Origin of the sequence: Streptomyces sp. NPDC046909, from assembly GCF_040644695.1 — a bacterium.
Lineage (GTDB): Bacteria > Actinomycetota > Actinomycetes > Streptomycetales > Streptomycetaceae > Streptomyces.
The window spans coordinates 1-20,515 of sequence record NZ_JBEYXC010000040.1 but is presented as its reverse complement, the minus strand read 5'-3'; the positions used below and the strand labels follow the sequence as shown (position 1 = coordinate 20,515).

The window sequence follows — 20,515 nt, the reverse complement described above, 5'->3', positions numbered from 1 at the left end:
GGCTGGGTTTCTCAGCCCCTCCGGCGTTTGAGGAGCGGGGTCTGGGGCGGAGCCCCAGAAGGACGGGACGGGTAGGGGCGGCGGGGGCGAGAAAAAGCAGTCCCCCTGGCCGACCGACCTCGACCAGGGGGAAGAACAAAGGGAACGTACGATTCAGGCCACCAGGAGCCGCTGCTGCGCCCGAGCCGCACGCGTTCCGAGGACGGTGATCGTCACGACCCCCAGCACCGCCAGCAGTCCGACCCCCACGGTCCCGGCCCAGCCGCCCGCGTGAAACGCGATCGCGCCGACCGTGCTGCCCGCGCTCGACCCGATGTAGTACGCCGACTGGTACAGGGCCGACGCCTGCGCCCGCCCCTCCGTCGCCGTCTTGCTGACCGCCGAGGAAGCCACCGCGTGCCCCGCGAAGAACCCACCGGTGATCAGCACCAGCCCCAGCAGAACCAGCCCCAGCGAGTCCGCCAACGACAGCACCAGACCCGAAGCCGTCGTCGCGCCCGCCGCGTACAGCGCACCCCGCCGACCAAGACGCCCCACCAGCCGACCCGCCGTCGACGCCGACACCGTACCCACCAGGTACACCAGGAAGATCGACCCGACCACACCCTGCGGCAGCCCGAACGGCGCCTCCGTCAGCCGGTACCCGATCACCGTGTACACCCCGCCGAACACCGTCATGAACAGCGCCCCGATGGCGTACAACCGGCACATCAAGGGGTTCGACAGATGCTCACGAACCGTCCGCGCCAGCACCCGAGGCTTCAGCGACCCGGCGACGAAGTGCTTCGGCGCCGGCAGCAGCAGCCGGAACGCCACCGCGCACGCCACCGCGATCGCCCCGATGACACCGAGGGCCACCCGCCAGCCCCACTCCTGCGCCACCCAGCCGGTGATGACCCGGCCGCTCATCCCGCCGACACTGTTGCCCGCGACGAACAGACCGATCGCCGTGACCAGCGCCTTCGGCCGGACCTCCTCCGCCAGATACGCCGTCGCCGAAGCCGGAAGACCAGCCAGCGCCGCACCCTGCAACGCCCGCAACGCCACCAGCACCGGCAGCGAAGGCGCCAGCGGGACCAGGAGACCGACCGTCACCGCGACCGCCAACGACGCCGTCATGACCGTACGGCGTCCGAACCGCTCCGAGACCGCGCTCATCGGGAGGACGAACAGCGCCAGTCCGCCCGTCGCCGCCGCCACCGTCCAGCTCGCGTCGCTCGCCGCCACCCCGAAGTCCCCGGAGATCAGCGGCAGAAGGGCCTGCGTGGAGTAGAGGAGGGCGAAGGTCGCGACGCCCGCGAGGAAGAGGGCGAAGCTCATCCGGCGGTAGCCGGGGCCGCCCGGGGCCATACGGGAGTCGACGACAGGAACAGCGGATACGGCGCCCACGGCAGTGGACGCCTCGGTACTGGCAGGCATGCCCTCGAAGTTACGTACACCTCGGTTCATGCGTCCAATGCATGAACCCGCCATAATCGTTCCCATGGTGCATCAGCAGAGGTCAGAGGCTCATCTGTCATCGTTCAGTGACACAGAAGACATGGCGATGTTGCTCGCCCCCCGCCTCGCCTACTTCGCCGGCGTCGCCCGCACCGAACACGTCACCCGCGCCGCCCAGGAGCTGAACGTCCCCCAGTCCACGCTCTCCCGCGCGATGGTCCGCCTCGAACAGGACCTCGGCGTCGACCTGTTCGCCCGCATCGGCCGCACCGTCTCCCTCACCCCCGCAGGCCGCGCCTTCCTCGGCCACGTCGAACGCGCCCTCGCCGAGATCGACCGCGCCGCAGAGGAGGTCCGCGCCGACGCCGACCCCGCCACCGGCAAGGTCGCCTTCGGCTTCCTGCACACCATGGGCTCCGAAACCGTCCCCGGCCTGATCCGCGCCTTCCGCGCCGACCACCCCCGCGTCCGCTTCAGCCTCGTCCAGAACTACGGCGAGGCGATGATCGAGCGCCTGCGCGCGGGCGAACTGGACCTCTGCCTGACCTCCCCCGTCCCCGACGCCCCCGACCTGGTCGGCCGCCGCCTCGACGAACAGAAGCTCCGCCTCGTCGTCCCCGCCGACCACCGCCTGGCCTCCCGCAAACGCGTCCGCCTCGCCGAGGCCGCCGACGAGACCTTCGTGACCCTGGAGCCGGGCTACGGCATGCGCCGCATCACCGACGACCTCTGCCAGGAGGCCGGCTTCAAGCCCCGCATCGCCTTCGAGGGGGAGGAGGCCGAGACACTACGAGGTCTCGTCGCCGCCGGTCTCGGCGTCGCTCTCCTCCCTCCTCCCGCCGTGGCCCGCCCGGGCGTCGTCGAGCTGACGGTCACCGCCCCGCGCGCGGTGCGCGAGATCGGCGTCGCCTGGCTCGACGGCCACCCGGACACCCCACCCGTGGCCGCCTTCAAGAAGTTCCTGCTGGCACAGCGCGGCCGTCTCCTCCCGGACTGACCACCGCCTTCGACGCGGCACGCGCCAGCAGCCCGTGCTTCGGCGCCAGACCCCACACCACCACGAACACACCGGTCAGGACTACGACGATGGAGCCGCCGGCCGCCAAGTCGTACGCGTACGACACATACAGCCCGGCGAGACTCCCCGCGCACCCGATCACCGACGCGAGTAGCGTCATCGTCCACAGCCGCTCGGTCAGCAGGCGGGCGGTCGCGGCGGGCGTGATGAGCAGCGCGAGGACGAGGACATTGCCGACCGCCTCAAGGGACATCACGATCGTCGAGGTCACGACCACGTACAGGGTCAGATCCAGCCGGAACACCGGCAGCCCCGCCGCCCGGGCCGTCTCCCGGTCCAGGCTGACCGCGACCAGTTCCTTCCGCAGGGCGAGGACGACGGCCACGAGCACCGCCCCGATCCCGGCGACCGTCCACAAGTCCTCCGCCGACACCGCCAGCACCTGCCCGAACAGGAACGACGACAGATCCGTCGTCCAGCTGTCCCGCGTCGACACCAGGACGATCCCGAGCCCGAACGCGAACGCGAAGAAGACCCCGATGACCGTGTCCTCCTTCAGCCGCCGGTTCTGCGACACGTAAGCGATGAGGACCGAGGTGACGATCCCGGCCGTCGCCCCGCCGAGCAGCAGGTTTCCCTCGAAGGTGTAAGCCAGCGCCACCCCCGGGAACGCCGAGTGCGCCACCGCGTCCCCGATGAACGCCATCCCGCGCAGCACGACGTACACCCCCACCACTCCGCACACCAGCCCCACCACGGCGGCGACCGCGAACGCCCGCTGCATGAAGGGAAGTTCCCAGGGATCCAGCAGAAAGTCGATCACGTCACCGTCTCCGTACGCATGGCTCGGTCAAGGCCGAACGCCCGCAGCATCTGGTCCGGTTCGGCCAGCAACTCCGGGCCGCCCTCCGCGACGACCGTCCGATTGATCAGCACCACCCGGTCACAGGTCCGCGCGGCCGCCGCCAGGTCATGGGTGGTCATCAGCAACGCCCTGCCCTCGGCGGCGAGTTGCCGGAACAGCTGGTTGAGCAGCTCCTGCGTGGGCACGTCGACACCGGTGAACGGCTCGTCGAGGAGCAGGATCCGGGGTTCTGCCGCCAACGCCCGTGCCACCAGCACGCGTTGACGCTGTCCGCCCGACAACTCCCCGATGGGGCGGCGGGAGAGGGCTGTGAGTCCGGTGCGTTCCAGGGCCCGCTCGGCGGCCTCCCGGTCGGCGGGTCGAGGCCGCCGCACCCACCCGATCGCCCGCGTACGTCCCGTCAGCACCGCCCCCGCGACATCGATCGGGAAGTCCCAGGCGAACTCATGCCGTTGGGGCACATACCCCGGCCGAGACGCCACCGACACCGACCCCGAGGCCAGCGGCACCAGCCCCAGCGCCGCCCGCAACAGGGTTGTCTTCCCCGCCCCGTTGGGCCCGATCAGCCCGACCAGCTCACCTCCCTCCACACCGAGCGAGGCATCCTCCAGCGCGAGCCGCCCCCCGAGCACGACCGACACGCCCTCGACCCGCAGCAACCCGCTCACACGCCCCGCCGCCGACGCCGTACGCCCCACACCGCACCGCCCCCGACGAGCGCGAGCCCGGCGGCCGCGGCGCCGAGGAGGGCGGGGTTGCCGGCGCCGGTGCTGGCCATGGAGCCGGAGGAGTCCGAACTCCCGGTACCGGCCCCGGACTTGCCCGTAGCCGTCGACGAGGACGATGCCGAGCCCTCAGGCTCGCTCGACGACGAGCCCCCAGGACTCACCGCGTCTCCATCGGCATCCGCCTCCGCATCCCCGTCCCCGACCACGAACGCCACCGTCTCCGTGTCACTCACAGCCGTCCCGTCCGCGAGCTTGCCGCTCATCCGGAACGTCAGCCGATAGGTGCCCTCCTTGGTGAACGCCCATCCGCCGTGCGCATGCGTGTTGGCCGGGACCGAGAAGGAGTCCGGCACCCCGTCCTTGCTGTTGAAGAGCACATCGGCGCCGGACATCGCGTCGTAGGTGTACAGCGCGTACGCGCCCGGCCCCTCGACGCCGGTCAACGCGAAGGTCACGCCCCCCTTCAGCGCCCCTGCCTCGACGTTGTCCGTCGACCAGCCGGGCCACAGCAGCCCGTCCTGCTGCACCTGGTCGAGGAGCCAGACATCGGTGCCGGGCTTGCCCAGGAAGGAGAAGGCGTCGTTGTCGGGAAGGGTGTTCTTCGCGGCCGGCTTCACCTTCAGGACCAGGGAGGAGGGCTCGCGCCAGGTCGTCTTCCCGGGGACCGTCCCGTCCTTGACGTGGATCTGGAGCTTGTCGTCGATGACCCGGGCGGCGAAGTCGATGTGCCCCTCGTCGAGGACCGTGCGGGTCGAGACGACATCGGAGGTGACGGCGGCGCGTCGCGCCTCTGCCGGAGCGGCCAGGACACGCGGGCGGACCTCAGGTGCAGGGGAAGGAGCCGACTCCACAGGCGGGTCGTCGTCTCCGACCACCACCGTGTACACGGTCCCGACGGACAATTCCCGCCCGTCCTCCGCCGCCGTACCGGCCGCCTCGAAGATCAGCCGGTACGTCCCTTCCTCGCTGAACTCCCACTGAGTGCCGCCCTGTTCGCCCACCGGCACCTCGACCCGGTCCGGTACGTCGTCCGAGCTGTCGAAGAGCGGCCCGTCGGCCCCGGACACCGTCACGTCGCCCGGCCCGTCCACTCCGGTCAGCGCCCACGTCACGGTGTCCCCGGCAAGGGCACCCGACGGCACCCCGGTCGTGTCCCAGCCCGGCGCGGCGGCGTCGGCGTCGACCACATGCGCCCCGTCCGCCGGATCGAGCGTCAACTCCCCGTCGACGTAAGCGATCTTCCCCAGCCCGCTCGACGGCCCGTCCGCGAAAGCGACCCCGCTCCCGCTCAGTGCGGCGGCCAGTACCACAGTCACCGCGACCCGTTCCCTGCCCCTCATCACGCCTTCCCTCCAAGGCACTTGGCGAGCTCCCTCGCGTTGTGCCGCATCATCGATACGTAGTCGTGGACCTGGTCGTCGAACGAGTCGCCGTAGATCGTGCAGACCTCGACCCCCTCGTCCTGTGCGACCCGCTTCAGCACGTTCGCCCGCGAGGCCAGGTTGGGCTCCACGAACACGGCCGGGACCCGCTTCTCCCGGATGGTGTCGCCGAGCCGCTCCACCTCGGCCGCGCTGGGCTCCTGGTTGGGCACCGGCACGACGAAACCGGCGACCTCCATGCCGTACGCCTTGGCGAGATAGCCGAAGGCGTCATGCGTGGTGATGAGCTTGCGGTTGCGCTCGGGCACGGTCGCGAGCGTCCGCCCGACCTCCTCGTCGAGCGCGCCGAGCGTCTTCAGAAAGGCCGAGGCGTTCTTCTCGTACGTCTTCGCCCCGCCGGGGTCCGCGGCTGTCAACTCGGCCTGGATCCGCCGTACATACGCCTCCGCGTTGGCGACGTCCTCCCAGGCGTGCGGGTCCAGATCCCCGTGCACATGCTTGCCGAGCACGGCCTGGGGCAGCACCCACAGCGGGTCGCCGGCCTTCCCGAGGAAGGAGTACGACGGCTCCTCCGGCACCGACTCCCTTGCCCGGTCAGGGACGTTGAGCACCACCTTGTCGGGCGCGTGCCGCGTCCGCTCGCCGCTCTTCTCGTCGTCGGCGCGGACGTACACCTTCCCGGTCTCGGCGTTGAGCGCCACGTCGGCGTGCCCGCCGTCCAGCACGGTGGCACCCCCGGACGCCTCGCGCGCCTCGGTTCCGACGGCGAAGGTGAACGTCCCGCTGCCGAACTCCTCGGTCCTCCCGTCGAGCGTCTCGGTCCGCCCCTCGACCGTCAGCCGGTAGATCCCCGGCTCGCTGAACGCCCAGTTGACGTGCGTATGTGCCTCCGGCGGCAGCGCGAAGGAGTCCGAGGCGTCGAAACCGTCACTGGAGTCGACGTACACCTTGGGCCTGCCGAGGGTGTCGGTGAGGTAGACCCGCAGATCTCCCGGCCCTTCCAACTTCGTGGCCGTCGTACGGACTTGGGAGCCGTCCCCGGCCACCTCGCCCTCGACCGCCCAGCCCAGCCACAGCACATCGAGTCCGAGATCCTCCTCCAGCTTCATCACCGTGCCGCCGTACTGCTCAAGGCGCTCGGCGATCTCGACCTTCGGCACGTCCTTCCGCGCGTTGCTGTGGACCATCTTCATGATTCCGGGCTCCTCCAGCAGCAGCCCGTTGCCGAACACGAGGTCCGCCCGGGCGACCTTCGCCGCGTCACCGGGGCTCGGTTCGTAGGAGTGCGGATCGCCGTGGTGCGGCACGATCGAGGTCACGTCGACCCGGTCACCACCGACCTGGCGGACCAGGTCGGCGATGATCGCGGTGGTCGTCGAGACCCTCAACTCGGCGTCGGACGCCCCGGATTGACTCCGGCTGCACCCGGCGACCAGAACACAGGCCGCGGCGAGCGCCACGGCCGCGATACGTGTGGGGCGACCCCGCATGGGGCTCCCTCCTCTCACTGGGCCGTACGCCGTCGTCGTACGAGGAACATCGCTCCGCCGCCCGTCAGCACCGCCGCCGCCGCGATCCCCGCGACCGTCGCCACCTGGGCTCCGGTGGAGGCGAGCGAGCCGGATGTGGGGGACGAACCGCCGCTGCTGATCGCCCCGGAGGAGCCTGCCGAACCCGAACTCGAAGTCGAACTCGAAGCCGACGCGGAGGCCGAAGGCGTGGCTGCCCCCGTCTCGCTCGCACTCGCCGTAGGCGTAGATGTCGGTGTCGGCGTCGGTGTCGGTGTCGTCGTAGGCGTCGCCGTCGGCTCGTCACCCGCCCCCGGTGTCACCGTCGAGGGATCGGTGTCGTCCCCGACCACCCAGGCGATGGTCTCCTCGTCCTCGACCTTCGTGCCGTCGGCGAGCGTGGCGCTCACGGTGAAGGTGGTCCGGTAGACCCCCTCCGCCGAGAACGCCCAGTCGAAGTGGGCGTGTGTCCCGCCGGCGAGGGTGTGGGTGTCGGGCAGTCCGTCGCCGCTGTTCAGTGAGACGACCGCGGTGCCCGTCGAGTCGCCGTAGAACATTGCGATGTTCCCGGGGCCCTGTACGGAGTCCAGCCGGAAGGAGACCTTGCCGTCGAGGGCGGTCTTCGGGAACTCCCCGGTGTTCCAGCCGGGCCACACGATCCCGGCGTTCTGCTGCAACGGCAGCCACCACACCGGGTCGCCCGGGGTGCCGAGGAAGTCGTACCCCTCGGGGATCTTCCGCTTGGCGGCGGGCCGTACGTGCATCACGACCTGGCCCGGCTCGTACCACGTGTGGTCGAGCTCGGAGCCTTCCTTGATCTGGAACTCCAGGTCGCCGTCGACCTTCCGGGCCGCCATGTCGACGTGCCCCTCGGAGATGACGTGCGCGGTGGCGGGGGGAGTGGTGGCCGGGGGAGTGGTGGTGGGGCTCGCCGACGGGGTCGGGCTGCTGCTCCCGTCACCCGGCAGCACGGTCGACGGATCGACGTCGTCGCCGACCACCACGGCCAGCGTCTCGGTGTCGGACGCGCCGCCCACGGTCACCGTGAAGGTGAGGCGGTAGACGCCTTCCGCGGTGAACTCCCAGATGGGCAGCAGTCGTTCCTCGTCGGACGGCAGGGTGAAGGTGTGCGGCACGCCCTCCGCGCTGCCGAGGTGGGCGATCGCCGGGCCGTTCACGCTGTCGATCTCATGCGTGTACGTGGCCAGTCCGAAGACGCCCGGACCGTCGTAGCCGGTGAGCGCGACCTCGGTGTCCGCACCCGCCTCCGTGCCCTTCCAGCCGGGCTCGGCGGCGAAGATGTTCGCCGCCTCCCAGCCGTTGAGCTGCCAGGAGTCCATGTTGGTCGTGCCGAGCGCGGTGGCCACCGGGTCGGGCGTGTATTGCAGGGTGGACGGTACGACGTGCAGGACGACATCGGAGGGTTCGCGTACGACCGGGGCGGTGCCGCTGCGGTCGTCGATCTGCAACTGCGGCTTGCCGTCCACGAGTCGGGGCGTGAGGTCCAGTTCGCCCTCGCTCAGCACGACGGCACCGCCGGCGGCGCGGGCGTCCCCGCTGCCGCCGACGACGACCAGCCCTGCCGCGCCCAGGAGCACCGCTGCCGTCGTGGTGAGGGCGGCCGCGGTGAAGGCGCGCCCGCCGCGCGTCAGGGCCCCTCTCACGAGCTGACGACGACGGTGTAGGTCTCGGTGGCGGTCTTGGCGACCCCGCCGACCGTGCCGCTGACCCGGAACGTCAGCTGGTAGGTACCGGCCTCCTCGAAGGCCCAGTTGGCGTGGTTGTGGGTGGCGACGGCGAAGGTTCTGGACTTGAAGCTGGTGGTGGCGGTGTCACTGTCGAACCAGCGGCTGCCGCTGCCCGCGTAGATGCTGAAGTCCTCGGTGGCCGCGCCGTTGCGGGTGGCGCTGACCAGCGTGAACGTGACGTTGTTGCTGGCGAAGACCCCGGTGGTGAGGTGCTCGGTGGAGATGCCGGGGAAGAGCACCCCGGCGGCGGTCGCCTCGGCCTGGGTGTCCGGCAGCAGCCAGACCTGGCTGCCCGAACCGAGGAAGGAGTAGCCGGGGTTGGTGACCTTCGCGGCGGCCGGTACGGCGAGGGTGACGTCCGCCGGGGCGTACTCGGTGTCGGTCTCCTCGTCATGGGCGTGCAGGCTCAGCGCCGAGCCGTCCCAGTCCGCGTCGACGACGTCGACATGGCCGGACGACAGCGTGGTCGCGGCGAACGCCGAGGAGTTGAGACCGGCGGTGGCGAGAGTGGCGGCGGCGAGGCCGGCGACGGTCAGCAGGCGGTTGCGGGTACGCAAAACAGGACCCCTCTTAGGTCATGGACATGCCCCCCATGGGCACGTAAAGACGATAATCATTTTCAGTAAAGGGTCGCAAGGGGGTTATGAGGGAGCCATGAGAGCGTCGTGAAGCGTGTGGCGGTGTCGGCTACCGCCGAAGCGACCGCCCGAAGCCCGCCGCGAGCGGCATCCGCAGCCCCAGCGGCGGCGGCGCGGCCAGCGCGTCCTCCACCGGGCGGGAGAACGTCCGCCCGAACAGCGCACCCATCACGAAGTCCTCGGCGAGAGCCAGTACTTCGTCCCGGTGCTGGCGCAACGCGTGGCCGTCGGAGTGGACTTCGAACCGGCAGACGTCCCGGTTCGCCTTCTTCGCCCGCGCCGCCAGCCGGAAGGACAGCTCGGGGTCGGTGCGTTCGTCGTTCGTGCCGTGGACCAGCAGCACCCGTCGGCCCGCGAGCTGCTTCACCGGTTCGGGTGGCGCGGCCACGTCCTCCTCGGGCAGCCAAGGGGCGATCGCCAGAACGGAGTTGACGGCTTCATGCCCGCCCGCGTGCAGTGCGGCCCGGGCGCCCATGTCGAGGCCGGCCAGGCAGACCGGGACGTCCCCGTAGCGCCGTACGATCTCTTCCGTGGCCCAGCCCGCGTCCTGGGCGAGGTGCGCCTCCGGGCCGTTCCAGCCGCGGTAGCGGTAGTGGACGACATGGGTGGCCAGGCCCTCCTCCCGGCCCGCGCGGGACAGACGGCGGCCCAGGGCGCGTACGGACGCGGCCGCCATCATGGGGGACGGTCTGCGGACCGAGGTCTCCTCGCCGCCGGGGAGCAGCAGCACCACCCCGCTCACCGCCGTCGGTTCCGGACCGAGCGCCCGCCCCAGCCGGGCCGTGCGAACCGGCGTCGCTTGCTGTGCCATGACAGAACAGTGTCAGAAGCGTCGGTGTACTCCACCCGTCGGGGCGGTCACCGTTACGTATCGGCGGAGTTGTACAACAGGCGATCTACGCGCGTAGGAGTTAGAGTGCGGAGATGACGAGCCAGAATGACCGGACGGGAACCACCCCGAGCTCGGACCAGATCCGCCGGGCACCCAAGGTTCTGCTGCACGATCACCTCGACGGCGGGCTCCGGCCCGGCACCATCGTCGAGCTCGCCCGGGACACCGGGTACTCCCAACTCCCCGAGACGGACGCCGACAAGCTCGGCGTCTGGTTCCGCGAGGCCGCCGACTCCGGTTCGCTGGAACGGTACTTGGAGACCTTCTCGCACACCGTCGGCGTCATGCAGACCCGCGAGGCCCTGGTGCGGGTCGCCGCCGAGTGCGCCGAGGACCTCGCCGCCGACGGGGTCGTCTACGCCGAGGTGCGGTACGCGCCCGAGCAGCACCTCGACGGCGGGCTGAGCCTCGAAGAGGTCGTCGAAGCCGTCAACGAGGGCTTCCGGGAAGGCGAGCGGATCGCCCGCGCCAACGGGCACCGCATCCGCGTCGGCGCCCTGCTCACCGCGATGCGGCACGCCGCCCGCGCCCTGGAGATCGCCGAACTCGCCAACCGCTACCGGGACTTGGGGGTGGTGGGCTTCGACATCGCGGGCGCCGAGGCCGGATTCCCGCCCACCCGGCACCTCGACGCGTTCGAGTACCTCAAGCGCGAGAACAACCACTTCACCATCCACGCCGGTGAGGCCTTCGGGCTCCCCTCCATCTGGCAGGCCCTCCAGTGGTGCGGCGCCGACCGGCTCGGGCACGGCGTCCGCATCATCGACGACATCCAGGTCCACGAGGACGGCTCGGTCAAGCTCGGCCGCCTCGCCTCCTACGTCCGGGACAAGCGGATCCCGCTGGAGCTGTGCCCCAGCTCCAACCTCCAGACCGGCGCCGCCGACTCCTACGCCCAGCACCCCATCGGGCTGCTGCGGCGGCTGCACTTCCGGGCCACCGTCAACACCGACAACCGGCTGATGTCCGGGACCAGCATGAGCCGGGAATTCGAGCATCTGGTCGGAGCATTCGGCTACACGCTCGACGACATGCAGTGGTTCTCCGTCAATGCGATGAAATCAGCGTTCATTCCTTTCGATGAACGACTCGCGATGATCAATGACGTCATCAAGCCCGGATATGCCGAGCTGAAGTCCGAATGGCTGTTCCAGCAGACCGCCTCCACCAGCGGTTCTGTGGGCGAAGAGGGCTGATCGGGGGACATCCCGGAAATCGGAATGCGGACGGGTATTCACAATCCGTCCGCATTTCGATGTTTGCGGTGGATGCCGGTGCATGTTTACGGTCGTGGACCGCTCACACCCACCGTCATCCCATTTCGAGGACGCATTTTCATGAAGCAGTCTGCTGCCAAGACCCTCGGTGTCGCCGCCCTCGGTGCCGCCTTCGCCGCCGTCGGCGCGGGCGCCGCGAACGCCGCCCCGGCCGTCCCGGACGCCTCCCAGGCGCTGGACACCGTCACCAAGACGCTCCCGGCGGAGAACGTCGCCAAGGCGCTGCCGGGTGCCGGTGAGGCCCTGTCGCAGGCGCAGCCCGCGGTCGCCAACAGCCTCGCCGCCGTGACCCCGGCCGCGCAGGGCGCCCTCGCCGACGGTCCGACCAAGCCGGTCGCCGGTCTCCTCGGCGGTCTCCCGGTGGGCCAGACCGGCCTGCCCACGCACGGCCTGCCGGTCAACGGCCTCCCGCTGGGCTGAGCCCCGCCGAACGCCCCGATGGGGCGCACCCGTTGTCCGGGGTGCGCCCCATCGGCGTGTGCGCTGAAGGGTGGTTACCAGGGCTACCGGATCTACCGGATCTACCGGATCTACCGGGCTTACCAGGCGGCCTGCGTCCGGTCGGCCTTCTCCTCGGACGGGAACAGGATCCACAGCGCGATGTAGAGCAGGAACTGCGGGCCCGGCAGCAGGCACGACAGCAGGAAGATCACTCGCATCGTGGTGGCCGAGGTGCCGAAGCGCCGTGCCAGCGCGGCACACACTCCGCCGATCATGCGGCCGTTGGTGGGGCGGGCAAGGCGGGACATCCGGGCTCCTTCGTGAGCGTTGTCGGAGGCTGCCTCTCTGGCTTCCTCATCTGCCTTCAACGCTACGGAGACGAAGGGGGCGAAGCGTCGCTCTACGGTGCGATACCGACCCTGGGAATCGTCGGGGTCCGACCCTGAGCCGGCTCCTCCGGGAGGACGGCCGGGTGGGTCAGGGAGCGGGACCTGCGGCGGAGCCAGGCGCGGCCCGCGGGGACGAAGGCGGCGTGCGCGAGGGCCACGCCGAGGGTGTTCAGGAACACGGAGTCGATGTCGACCACCTGACCGGGGACCCCGGTCTGGAGCAGTTCGATGCCCAGCGAGATCAGGGCGCCCGCGGCGACCGTACGGATCAGGGACGCGAGCGGGGAGACGTACAGCCTGCCGTGCGCCAGCGGGAGCAGGACGCCGAGCGGGGCCAGCAGGGCGACTCCCTGGGCGATCTGGCGTGCCGCCTGCGGCCAGCCCAGCGCCAGGTCGGACCGGATCCCGGCGAACGGGGTCAGGTTCGGCGGGGTGATCCACGGGACGTCCAGGGGGCGCAGCGTGAGCCAGCCGACGAGCGTGAGGTGAGCGAGGAGAAGGGCGGCGCCCACCAGTCGGCTCCGGAATCCCCAGGACGCCTGTAGCTGGTCGCGCAGTGCCCCGCGCCCCTCCAAGGACGTAGGACTCCACCGGGCTTCACCGGTCCCGCCATGACGCTGCACGCCCCCAAGGACGCGGGCCGCGGCGGGATCGGTTCCGGGGTTCCGGATGAGGCCTCCGCCACACCGGATCCGTCAGCTGTCCTTACAGCCGTCCGGCAGTCGTCCGTCAGCCGTCCCCCAGCCTTCCGTCAGCCGTCCTTGACCTCCGAGGACGGCACATCCGTGCTGGTCGGCTGGGCGCGGACCTCGTCGGTGCACTCGTAGCGGCGCAGCGGGGTCTTGTCGGGGCCGCCGAGGATCACCGAGCCGTCGCCCTCGGCCGCCGCCGAGTCGGAGAGGGTGCAGACGATCTGGGCGAGCGCGGCGTTGGCGAGCGAGGCCGGCGGGAAGCTCAGCCGGAGCGTGTCGTCGGGGTCGTCCGGGCGCGGCCCGGTCACCGTCATGCCGTCCCGGACCCGCGTGCTGTACCCGGCGTCCCGCTCCCCGGCCGTCGGCGCCGACGCGAGCTCGTTGAGCAGCTCCCGCGCCACCAGCACCCGCTGCTGCGAGTCCGCCGTACCCTCCTCGACGCTCACCGTCCGGTCGACGGCCACCAGCGAGGACCCGCACAGCAGGAACACCTGCACCGGCAGCCCGCGCGAGGACTGCGCGGAGATGTCCGGCTCGGAGACGGAACAGTGCACGCGCGAGGGCGCGGGACCGAAGTCCGTCGGGACCTCGGTGGCCCGGATACCGCACCCGGTGAGCAGCGCGGCCAGCACGGGCAGCGCCAGCAGCCGTCGTACGGTCACCATGTCTCGCGGCTCCCGACCTCGCCGTACGCTCATGAGCTCTGCTTCCCCTCGCCCTCCTGCGCCAGCTCCGACGCGTCCCTGGGCAGTCGCAGGGTGAACACCGCGCCGCCCTTGGGGGAGTTGGCGGCGGTGATCTCGCCGCCGTGGATGTGGGCGTTCTCCAGGGCGATGGACAGGCCCAGGCCGCTGCCCTCGGAGCGGGGGCGGGAGGCGCTCGCCTTGTAGAACCGGTCGAAGACGTGCGGCAGGACGTCCTCGGGGATGCCGGGCCCGTGGTCCCGCACCTCGATGACGACCTCGTGGTCCGCCGTCCGCACGGCCACCCGCACCGGCGAGCCGCCGTGCTTGAGCGCGTTGCCGATGAGGTTCGCCAGGATGACGTCCAGGCGCCGCGGGTCGAGCCGGGCGTGGATGCCGCGTTCGGCGTCCAGGTCGACGGCGTCCAGCCAGGCCCGCGCGTCGATGCAGGCGGTGATCTGGTCGGCGACGTCGACGTCGTCGAGGACGAGCCGGGCGGTGCCCGCGTCGAAGCGGGTGACCTCCATCAGGTTCTCGACGAGGTCGTTGAGCCGGCGCGTCTCGCTGACGACGAGCCGAACCGCCGGTTCGATCATCGGGTCCATCGAACCCGACTCCGCCTCCAGTTCCTCCTCCAGGATCTCCGTCACGGCGGTGATCGCGGTGAGCGGCGTACGGAGTTCATGGCTCATGTCGGCGACGAACCGCCGGGACGCCTCGTCCCGCGCGGCCATGTCGTCGACCCGTTTCTCCAGGGCCTCCGCCGCGTCGTTGAACGTCCGTGACAGATCGGCGAGTTCATCCGTCCCCGACACCCGCAGCCGCGTGTCCAGCTTGCCCTCACCCAGCCGCCGCGCGGCGACCCCGAGCCGGTGCACCGGCTTCAGTACGGTCGTGGCGGCGGCCTGCGCGAGCAGCGCCGAGCCGATCAGCGCGAGGCCGGTGGCGATCCCGAGCGACCAGGCCAGGGAGTTGAGGTCCTTCGCCTCCGGCTCCAGGGACTTGAGCATGTAGCCGGTCGTACCGCCGTTGATGACCTTCGTGCCGGCCACCAGATACGGGGTGCCGTCGTCGACGATCCGCTGCCAGTACAGGTGGTACGGGTACTTGTTGGACGAGTCGACCTTCTGCTCGTCGTTCACCGCCGCCCGCAGCGACTTGGGCACGTCCTGCACCGAGAAGCCGTTCATGGCACCGGAGTTGGCGTACAGCTCCTCGCCGTCGGAGTCCTGCGCGACGAGCAGCACGCTGAAGCGCTGGCTGCTGTTGGCCATCTCGCGTGCGGTGCGCTGGAGTTCGTACTGCTCGGGGAGTTCGGGCAGCAGACCCGCGTGGTTCTGCATCTCCTGCTGGAAGTCGCGCAGCACCGCGTCCTGGGTGCGGGTGAGCACCGCCTCGCGGTTGAGCCAGTAGGCGATGCCGGACGCGGAGACCGCGGCGGTGAGCGCCACGAGGCCGAAGACCACGACGAGCCGCAGCCGCAGACTGGTGAACCGCAGCCGCGACAGATGTCCCTTACGAGCCGCGGCCCAGCCGCGGACCCCCCCTTGCGCTGGTGTCACTGAGGCGTGTCCAGCCGGTAGCCGACACCACGGACCGTACGGATCAGCGTCGGGGACGACGGCACGTCCTCGACCTTCGCGCGCAGCCGCTGCACACAGGCGTCCACGAGCCGCGAGTCACCGAGGTAGTCGTGCTCCCAGACGAGCCGCAGCAGTTGCTGCCGGGACAGCGCCTGTCCCGGCCGCCGGCTGAGCTCCAGCAGGAGCCGCAGCTCGGTCGGCGTGAGCTGGAGATCCTCGCCGTTCTTCGTCACGGTCATGGCCGCGCGGTCGATGACGAGCGAACCGAAGGTCGCCGCGTCGTTCGCCTCACGCTCACCACGCCGCAGCACGGCACGGATCCGGGCGTCGAGGACCCGCCCCTGGACGGGCTTGACGACGTAGTCGTCCGCACCGGACTCCAGACCCACCACGACGTCGATGTCGTCGCTGCGCGCGGTGAGCAGGATGATCGGCAGCTGGTCCGTGCGCCGGATGCGCCGGCACACCTCGAACCCGTCGATGCCGGGCAGCATCACATCCAGCACGATCAGGTCCGGCCGCTGCTCACGCAGCAGCTTCAGGCCGTCCTCGCCGGTGGCAGCCGTGGCAACCCGATGACCCTGGCGCGTCAGAGACAGCTCCAGGGCGGTACGGATGGCGTCGTCGTCCTCGATCAGCAACAGGGAAGGCACGGGCTCATTCTGGCCCATGGCGGCCCGGGGTTTCGACACCTGTACGTGTACGTACGCGTACCGCCGCTCTCTGTGTCCGTCCTGTGTCTTCCCTGAGGCGGACCCCTGTGACAGGTCTGTGACAGTCGGCGGACACGTCCATGAAGGTGCGAGGGCAAGCTTTTCGGCACAGGCAAGGAAGCGGCAACGAACTCCATCGCCTGAGCAAGCAGAACACCGGAAGTCCACGACGGGGGGCGCGAGATGAACACGCTGCACAGCAACAGCACCAGCGCAGTGATCACGCGCCTGCACGACGTGAACGGGGGCCGGGGTTCCGAGAAGTCCGGGGCCGTGAGCGGGCGGGGGTGCGCTCGCGGCGCCGGGCGTCAGCACACCGCGTACATGACGGTGGTTGACGGTTTCACGGGGGAAACGCACGGGGGAGCGGCGTACAGGGAGGGCTCGGGGGAGCATCGTTCGCTGTCGGAGGCGGAGTTCACCGCCTACGTCCAGGAGCGTCGCGCCTCCCTGTACGCAACCGCCTATCACCTCACCGGTGACCGCTTCGAGGCCGAGGACCTGCTCCAGAGCGCGCTGTTCTCGACGTACAAGGCATGGGACCGGATCAGTGACAAGGCCGCCGTCGGGGGTTACCTGCGACGGACGATGACCAATCTGCACATCAGCGCGTGGCGTCGCCGCAAGCTGAACGAGTACCCGACCGAGGAGCTGCCGGAGACGCCCGGCGACACGGACGCGATGCGCGGCACGGAACTGCGCGCGGTCCTGTGGCAGGCGCTCGCCCGGCTCCCCGAACTCCAGCGCACGATGCTGGTCCTGCGCTACTACGAGGGCCGCACCGACCCGGAGATCGCGGAGATCCTCGACATCAGTGTCGGCACGGTGAAGTCCAGCATCTGGCGGTCTCTCCGCCGGCTGCGCGAGGACGAGGTCCTCAGCTTCGGCCGTGACGAGGAAGACGCCTTCGGGGAGCTTGTCGCCTGAGGGTTGTGGGGGGAGCACCGCCACGGGGGAGAGCAGTAGCGGGGCGGTGCGGCAACACGGGGGAGCGGTACCGGGGGGTACGGGGGACGCACCCCACGGGGGAAGCACCACCAGGGGGAAGCACCACCAGGGGGAAGCACGGGGGAAGCACCAAAAAGCGGGACTGGAGGGCCGGGGGGTCCGTCCAGTCCCGCTTTGGTGTGTGCTCAGCGGGCGGCCATGGGAGCCGCCTCGGCGGGCGTGTCCCCGACGGCGACCCCCTCGGCCGGGTCGAGGCCCTCGATGACGTACACGCCCGTCCGGCGCTCGGGAGAGCCGTTGTCCACCCCGTCCCCGGTGTCGTCGCAGGCCTCGACCGTGGCGGTGCCCAGCCGCTCGCCCACGGTGAACCCGGACTTCTCGGTGGGCAGATAGCCCCGCCCGTCATAGGTCACCACGCCCGCGCAGGAGGCCGAGCCGCCCGACTCCGCGCATCCGGCCAGAGCCAGCGTGGCGGCCGCCATCAACAGTGCTGCTCCATGCTTGATCGTCATGGTCCTACGACGGCGAAGGCGCCGGAGTCGTTCAGCCGCCGGTGTCGTTCAGCCCGCCGATGTCGAAGCCGCCGGACGGCGACCGGCCGCTGCCGCCGCGAGCCGGCCCAGGGCTTCGTCCTTGTCGCAGGCGTGGGCGCCGAGGGCGGTCTGCCGCGAGATGATCGTCCGCTCCTGGCGCATCAGCCGCCAGCCGCGACGCAGCAGGAAGGGCACCGACTTGCGGCCCTCCTTGAGGTCGCGGAGGAAGCGGCGGCGGAACGTCTGGACGGGGCCGCGGCTCAGGCACAGGGCGTCGGCGAGGACGCCCAGTTCCTGGCAGCGGGTGACGATCTCGGCGGCGAAGATGCCCTCCGCGATGAACAGCGGGGTCCGGCCGATGTCGACGGTCTCCGCGCCGGTGCGGGCGCTGAGCGAGATGTCGTACTGCGGGACGTCCGTACGGCCCGTGCGGCACAGCTCGGTGATCGCCGCGACCGCCACGTCCGCGTCCCAGGACTCGGGGTGGTCCCAGTCGATGTCGGAGCTCCCCGCCACCAGCGGCAGAGTCGGGTCGTCGCCCTCCTTGTAGAAGTCGTCGAGGCGCAGCACCGGAAGACCGGAACGGGCCGCGAGGAGGGACTTGCCGGAGCCGGAGGGGCCGCAGAGCAGCACGACTCGCGTAGGTATGGACGAAGGGGAACTCACGGGACACCAGTGTGAGGCATTCACCTGCTGTTCATCGACCCCGCGGGTCGGCTTTGAAGCACGCGTCACACCTCAACTACCCTACGTGTCGACCCGATTACCCCGTGCATGCAGAAGGTGGCAGAAACGATGGCCCGACACGCGTCCCCCAGCAACCCCACCGCCCAACGCGCCCTGGTCGCCCTCGCGACCGCGGGCGTCGCCCTGGGAGCGGGCGCGGCGACGGCCTCCGCGGACACCCAGCCGGTCACCGACCACCTGGTCCGCACCAGCCCCACCTCGCTCGGCAAGATCGACCCGCAGGCGGGCCTCCAGGGACTCGCGTCGACGGTCGGCTATGTCACCGGCCCGGTCGCGGGCCTCAAGCCCAACCCGCTGGCCGGCACGGGTGTGGACCCCCTCGACAACGGCCTCGGCACCCAGGTCGCCGACTTCCAGCCGGTCGCCACGCAGATGCTGACCGCGCCCGTCGCGCAGGCGCAGTCGATCGGGAGCGTGCCGGTGGTGGGGCAGGCGGTGGGGCTGCTCGGCAACGGCTGACGGTACGCGGAGAGCCGCGCTCCCCGGAATGGTTGGGGGCGCGGCTCTTGGTTTGGGTCAGGGGGTGCGGCCGAGGTGGGTGATGAGGATGCGGATCACGTCGTTGTCGATGACATACAGCACTCGGTAGTCGCCGACGCGCAGGCGGCGCAGGTCAGGGGAGCCGTAAGCCACGGAGCCCGGTGGGCGAGGGTGGGTGGCCAAGTCGTCGACGGCCTCGTAGACGGCTGCCAGGCCCGCTGGGTCCTCCTTGAGAAAGCGTGTCGCCGCGTCTGTGGCGGGGGGCTCCCAGATGATCTCGTAGGCCACTTACCGCAGCCCCAGCATCCGGCCGACTTCCTCATGAGGGATACCCGGCTCAAGGGTCCCCTCTGCCTTGCGCCGCTGGTAGTCCGCGAATACCAGGGCGTCTTCCAGGTCCTCTATCACTTGCGGCGATACGAGGAGCGCGGCCACGTGTCCGTGGTCGGTGAGGGCGATGGTCTCGCGGCCGTGGGCGGCGCGGCGGACCAGGTCGCCGAGCTGGGCGCGGGCGGCACTGATGGCGATCTCAACCATGTGCACATGGTTGCATGAGGTTAATCTACTATGCAATTCATGGCCAAAGGTTACGTCAGCGGTGTGGCGGCCAATTCGCCCACGAGCGAGACGTCATGGCACTCGCCCTCCCCGCCGCCCCGGCACCACCACACGACGTCGGTCCCCGCCGGGCGGACGTGCGCTCCGGACTTGTGTTCCCGGCAGGTCGGCCAGGCCTGCCAGAGCAACTCCATGACGGTCGACTGCGCCGCATCCGCGACCGCGGTCAGGACTGTCGTCGCGTCCTCGTCCTCGTCCACCGCGTTGCCGTGCCAACTGCCGTCGGGCATCGCCACGTAGACCTGCTGCGACGTCGGGTCGACCGTCAGGATCAGCTCGCCTTGACCCGGCAGGGTCGCCAGCAGGTCGCGACGACCACGGCGAGCGCGGCCTCCAGGTTCGGCCTGGGCGCCGTAGCCATTTGCAGGGAGTCGACGAACGGCTGCCGGGTCATTGCGGGGAGGAGCAGGCCGTGGGCTACGACCCGAAGACCCGCACGGTGGACTACACCAAGGGCACGCAGGTGGGCGACGGGTCCATCGTGAACGGCAAGGCGAAGACCAAGAAGCTGCCCAAGATCGTCTACGACTGGATGACCAAGGATCTCAAGTACCAGGGCACGCAGTGGCTCACCGAACCGCAGTACAAGATGTGGATCAGGATGGCGGACGAGGATCAGGCCAAGGCGCAGATCTCGTTCTTCCATGAGTGTCTGCAAGGCGGCAGTGCCAAGGACTGCATGAGCAAGGCCAAGAACGTCAAGATCGAGGAGGAGGAAGAGGACGACGACCACCTGTTTCTGAGCGACGACGTCGCGGACACGATGAGCATCGCCGCAGGGGGCCTGGGCATCGCGGCGGCATGCATGGGGCCGACGCCTGCTGGTGCCGCCGTAGGCGTGGTGGCTGCCGCCGTCGGCGTCGTGCTGGCGATCGACACCTGTGGCGCCGACCCGATCAGCCTGGGCTGTGGTGCGGCTGTCGTGGGCATCGTGGGTGGCATCGTCCCGTTGGCCAGGAGCGGTGACCTCGTGACAGGCGCCACTTACATCGGCAGCAAGACGGCCGCGGCCGGGCGGGCGATCGGGAACGGGGCACGCAGCGCCTGGCGAGGCGTCAAGAGCTGGTTCAGCTGACGGACGGGATGGTCTGTCGTTCTCCCGGGGCCCCCGCGGGGGGCCCCGGGGGACCCCCCGGGGGCGAGAAAGTTGGGCAGTAGTGAGGGGGGGTTAGGGTGACCCCCGAGTGGGGGC

The 20,515-nt window shown here is 70.4% G+C and carries 25 protein-coding genes; 6 read left to right on the top strand and 19 right to left on the bottom strand.

The window, feature by feature from the left end:
- Positions 1–153: 153 nt before the first annotated feature.
- A complete protein-coding gene (locus tag ABZ928_RS52935; RefSeq protein ID WP_361536974.1) occupies positions 154–1,419 on the bottom strand; it encodes an MFS transporter in 1,266 nt (421 codons plus the stop codon).
- Positions 1,420–1,483: 64 nt separating this feature from the next.
- Here ABZ928_RS52935 and ABZ928_RS52930 point away from each other — a divergent pair, with 64 nt between their 5' ends.
- A complete protein-coding gene (locus ABZ928_RS52930) occupies positions 1,484–2,437 on the top strand; it encodes a LysR substrate-binding domain-containing protein (RefSeq protein ID WP_361536972.1) in 954 nt (317 codons plus the stop codon).
- On the opposite strand, the gene ABZ928_RS52925 is transcribed toward ABZ928_RS52930, so the two are convergent.
- The 7 genes from ABZ928_RS52925 to ABZ928_RS52895 all read right to left on the bottom strand — a co-directional run bounded on the left by ABZ928_RS52925 (position 2,391) and on the right by ABZ928_RS52895 (position 10,138).
- Positions 2,391–3,281, bottom strand: a complete 891-nt coding sequence (locus ABZ928_RS52925) for an anchored repeat-type ABC transporter permease subunit (RefSeq protein ID WP_361536970.1) — start codon at positions 3,279–3,281, stop codon at positions 2,391–2,393. The genes ABZ928_RS52930 and ABZ928_RS52925 overlap by 47 nt on opposite strands.
- The gene (locus tag ABZ928_RS52920) at positions 3,278–3,991 is read right to left on the bottom strand and encodes an anchored repeat-type ABC transporter ATP-binding subunit (protein WP_361536968.1); all 714 of its coding nucleotides are present in this window, start codon (positions 3,989–3,991) and stop codon (positions 3,278–3,280) included. The genes ABZ928_RS52925 and ABZ928_RS52920 overlap by 4 nt, the downstream gene beginning before the upstream one ends.
- Positions 3,988–5,391 (bottom strand): TIGR03773 family transporter-associated surface protein, encoded by a 1,404-nt coding sequence (locus ABZ928_RS52915; protein ID WP_361536966.1) that lies wholly within the window; start codon positions 5,389–5,391, stop codon positions 3,988–3,990. Before ABZ928_RS52915 ends, ABZ928_RS52920 begins: the two co-directional genes overlap by 4 nt.
- Complete coding sequence (locus tag ABZ928_RS52910) at positions 5,391–6,923, bottom strand: anchored repeat ABC transporter, substrate-binding protein (protein WP_361536964.1); 1,533 nt, start codon at positions 6,921–6,923, stop codon at positions 5,391–5,393. The genes ABZ928_RS52915 and ABZ928_RS52910 overlap by 1 nt, the downstream gene beginning before the upstream one ends.
- 14 nt (positions 6,924–6,937) lie before the next feature.
- Positions 6,938–8,605: a choice-of-anchor M domain-containing protein gene (locus ABZ928_RS52905; RefSeq protein WP_361536962.1), complete on the bottom strand. Its 1,668-nt coding sequence runs from the start codon at positions 8,603–8,605 to the stop codon at positions 6,938–6,940.
- A complete protein-coding gene (locus tag ABZ928_RS52900; protein WP_361536960.1) occupies positions 8,602–9,246 on the bottom strand; it encodes a choice-of-anchor M domain-containing protein in 645 nt (214 codons plus the stop codon). The genes ABZ928_RS52905 and ABZ928_RS52900 overlap by 4 nt, the downstream gene beginning before the upstream one ends.
- Before the next feature lie 130 nt (positions 9,247–9,376).
- Complete coding sequence (locus ABZ928_RS52895) at positions 9,377–10,138, bottom strand: alpha/beta hydrolase (RefSeq protein ID WP_361536958.1); 762 nt, start codon at positions 10,136–10,138, stop codon at positions 9,377–9,379.
- 113 nt (positions 10,139–10,251) lie between these two features.
- On the opposite strand from ABZ928_RS52895, the gene ABZ928_RS52890 reads away from it, so the two are divergent.
- Together ABZ928_RS52890 and ABZ928_RS52885 are read left to right on the top strand one after the other, a co-directional pair.
- Positions 10,252–11,415 carry an adenosine deaminase gene (locus ABZ928_RS52890; protein WP_361536956.1) on the top strand — a complete coding sequence of 388 codons (1,164 nt, stop codon included), beginning with the start codon at positions 10,252–10,254 and terminating at the stop codon, positions 11,413–11,415.
- A 141-nt stretch (positions 11,416–11,556) separates the two neighbouring features.
- Complete coding sequence (locus tag ABZ928_RS52885) at positions 11,557–11,916, top strand: ATP-binding protein (protein ID WP_361536954.1); 360 nt, start codon at positions 11,557–11,559, stop codon at positions 11,914–11,916.
- A 119-nt stretch (positions 11,917–12,035) separates the two neighbouring features.
- On the opposite strand, the gene ABZ928_RS52880 is transcribed toward ABZ928_RS52885, so the two are convergent.
- The 5 genes from ABZ928_RS52880 to afsQ1 form a co-directional block, all read right to left on the bottom strand.
- The gene (locus ABZ928_RS52880) at positions 12,036–12,245 is read right to left on the bottom strand and encodes a PspC domain-containing protein (RefSeq protein ID WP_361536952.1); all 210 of its coding nucleotides are present in this window, start codon (positions 12,243–12,245) and stop codon (positions 12,036–12,038) included.
- Between the two features lie 92 nt (positions 12,246–12,337).
- Positions 12,338–12,841 (bottom strand): VanZ family protein, encoded by a 504-nt coding sequence (locus tag ABZ928_RS52875; protein WP_361536978.1) that lies wholly within the window; start codon positions 12,839–12,841, stop codon positions 12,338–12,340.
- A 236-nt stretch (positions 12,842–13,077) separates the two neighbouring features.
- Entirely contained in the window at positions 13,078–13,680 is a 603-nt protein-coding gene (locus ABZ928_RS52870) for a hypothetical protein (RefSeq protein ID WP_361536976.1), read from the bottom strand.
- Positions 13,681–13,712: 32 nt separating this feature from the next.
- A complete protein-coding gene (locus tag ABZ928_RS52865) occupies positions 13,713–15,263 on the bottom strand; it encodes an ATP-binding protein (RefSeq protein ID WP_361536950.1) in 1,551 nt (516 codons plus the stop codon).
- Entirely contained in the window at positions 15,260–15,937 is a 678-nt protein-coding gene (gene afsQ1 / locus ABZ928_RS52860; protein ID WP_013001223.1) for a two-component system response regulator AfsQ1, read from the bottom strand. Before afsQ1 ends, ABZ928_RS52865 begins: the two co-directional genes overlap by 4 nt.
- 243 nt (positions 15,938–16,180) lie before the next feature.
- On the opposite strand from afsQ1, the gene ABZ928_RS52855 reads away from it, so the two are divergent.
- The gene (locus ABZ928_RS52855; protein WP_361536948.1) at positions 16,181–16,924 is read left to right on the top strand and encodes a SigE family RNA polymerase sigma factor; all 744 of its coding nucleotides are present in this window, start codon (positions 16,181–16,183) and stop codon (positions 16,922–16,924) included.
- Between the two features lie 206 nt (positions 16,925–17,130).
- Here ABZ928_RS52855 and ABZ928_RS52850 read toward each other — a convergent pair whose 3' ends face one another.
- Both ABZ928_RS52850 and ABZ928_RS52845 read right to left on the bottom strand, forming a co-directional pair.
- Complete coding sequence (locus ABZ928_RS52850) at positions 17,131–17,457, bottom strand: DUF6281 family protein (RefSeq protein ID WP_361536946.1); 327 nt, start codon at positions 17,455–17,457, stop codon at positions 17,131–17,133.
- Positions 17,458–17,505: 48 nt separating this feature from the next.
- On the bottom strand, positions 17,506–18,213 hold the full coding sequence (locus ABZ928_RS52845; RefSeq protein ID WP_361536944.1) for a uridine kinase: 708 nt from the start codon (positions 18,211–18,213) through the stop codon (positions 17,506–17,508).
- Positions 18,214–18,273: 60 nt separating this feature from the next.
- Here ABZ928_RS52845 and ABZ928_RS52840 point away from each other — a divergent pair, with 60 nt between their 5' ends.
- Positions 18,274–18,684, top strand: coding sequence for a hypothetical protein (locus ABZ928_RS52840; protein ID WP_361536942.1), 411 nt, complete (start codon positions 18,274–18,276; stop codon positions 18,682–18,684).
- A 57-nt stretch (positions 18,685–18,741) separates the two neighbouring features.
- Here the strand turns inward: ABZ928_RS52840 and ABZ928_RS52835 are convergent, their stop codons facing one another.
- From ABZ928_RS52835 to ABZ928_RS52820, 4 genes are read right to left on the bottom strand one after another with little or no spacing between them, the layout of a single operon-like run.
- The gene (locus ABZ928_RS52835) at positions 18,742–18,993 is read right to left on the bottom strand and encodes a type II toxin-antitoxin system RelE/ParE family toxin (RefSeq protein ID WP_361536940.1); all 252 of its coding nucleotides are present in this window, start codon (positions 18,991–18,993) and stop codon (positions 18,742–18,744) included.
- The gene (locus tag ABZ928_RS52830; RefSeq protein WP_361536938.1) at positions 18,994–19,242 is read right to left on the bottom strand and encodes a type II toxin-antitoxin system Phd/YefM family antitoxin; all 249 of its coding nucleotides are present in this window, start codon (positions 19,240–19,242) and stop codon (positions 18,994–18,996) included.
- A gap of 50 nt (positions 19,243–19,292) precedes the next feature.
- Complete coding sequence (locus ABZ928_RS52825) at positions 19,293–19,553, bottom strand: hypothetical protein (protein ID WP_361536936.1); 261 nt, start codon at positions 19,551–19,553, stop codon at positions 19,293–19,295.
- Positions 19,554–19,594: 41 nt separating this feature from the next.
- Entirely contained in the window at positions 19,595–19,717 is a 123-nt protein-coding gene (locus ABZ928_RS52820) for a hypothetical protein (protein ID WP_361536935.1), read from the bottom strand.
- Between the two features lie 18 nt (positions 19,718–19,735).
- Between ABZ928_RS52820 and ABZ928_RS52815 the strand changes: the two genes are divergently transcribed.
- The gene (locus ABZ928_RS52815) at positions 19,736–20,398 is read left to right on the top strand and encodes a hypothetical protein (protein ID WP_361536933.1); all 663 of its coding nucleotides are present in this window, start codon (positions 19,736–19,738) and stop codon (positions 20,396–20,398) included.
- Positions 20,399–20,515: the final 117 nt, after the last annotated feature.

Excerpts from the sequence above, each read along its gene's own strand:
- ABZ928_RS52930 (WP_361536972.1), top strand. The coding sequence starts at position 1,484 with ATGGTGCATCAGCAGAGGTCAGAGGCTCATCTGTCATCGTTCAGTGAC.
- ABZ928_RS52915 (WP_361536966.1), bottom strand. The coding sequence starts at position 5,391 with ATGAGGGGCAGGGAACGGGTCGCGGTGACTGTGGTACTGGCCGCCGCA.
- ABZ928_RS52855 (WP_361536948.1), top strand. The coding sequence starts at position 16,181 with ATGAACACGCTGCACAGCAACAGCACCAGCGCAGTGATCACGCGCCTG.
- ABZ928_RS52820 (WP_361536935.1), bottom strand. The coding sequence starts at position 19,717 with ATGACCCGGCAGCCGTTCGTCGACTCCCTGCAAATGGCTACGGCGCCC.
- ABZ928_RS52840 (WP_361536942.1), top strand. The coding sequence starts at position 18,274 with ATGGCCCGACACGCGTCCCCCAGCAACCCCACCGCCCAACGCGCCCTG.
- ABZ928_RS52895 (WP_361536958.1), bottom strand. The coding sequence starts at position 10,138 with ATGGCACAGCAAGCGACGCCGGTTCGCACGGCCCGGCTGGGGCGGGCG.
- ABZ928_RS52850 (WP_361536946.1), bottom strand. The coding sequence starts at position 17,457 with ATGACGATCAAGCATGGAGCAGCACTGTTGATGGCGGCCGCCACGCTG.
- ABZ928_RS52825 (WP_361536936.1), bottom strand. The coding sequence starts at position 19,553 with ATGCCCGACGGCAGTTGGCACGGCAACGCGGTGGACGAGGACGAGGAC.
- ABZ928_RS52890 (WP_361536956.1), top strand. The coding sequence starts at position 10,252 with ATGACGAGCCAGAATGACCGGACGGGAACCACCCCGAGCTCGGACCAG.
- ABZ928_RS52935 (WP_361536974.1), bottom strand. The coding sequence starts at position 1,419 with ATGCCTGCCAGTACCGAGGCGTCCACTGCCGTGGGCGCCGTATCCGCT.
- ABZ928_RS52885 (WP_361536954.1), top strand. The coding sequence starts at position 11,557 with ATGAAGCAGTCTGCTGCCAAGACCCTCGGTGTCGCCGCCCTCGGTGCC.
- ABZ928_RS52910 (WP_361536964.1), bottom strand. The coding sequence starts at position 6,923 with ATGCGGGGTCGCCCCACACGTATCGCGGCCGTGGCGCTCGCCGCGGCC.
- ABZ928_RS52830 (WP_361536938.1), bottom strand. The coding sequence starts at position 19,242 with ATGGTTGAGATCGCCATCAGTGCCGCCCGCGCCCAGCTCGGCGACCTG.
- ABZ928_RS52880 (WP_361536952.1), bottom strand. The coding sequence starts at position 12,245 with ATGTCCCGCCTTGCCCGCCCCACCAACGGCCGCATGATCGGCGGAGTG.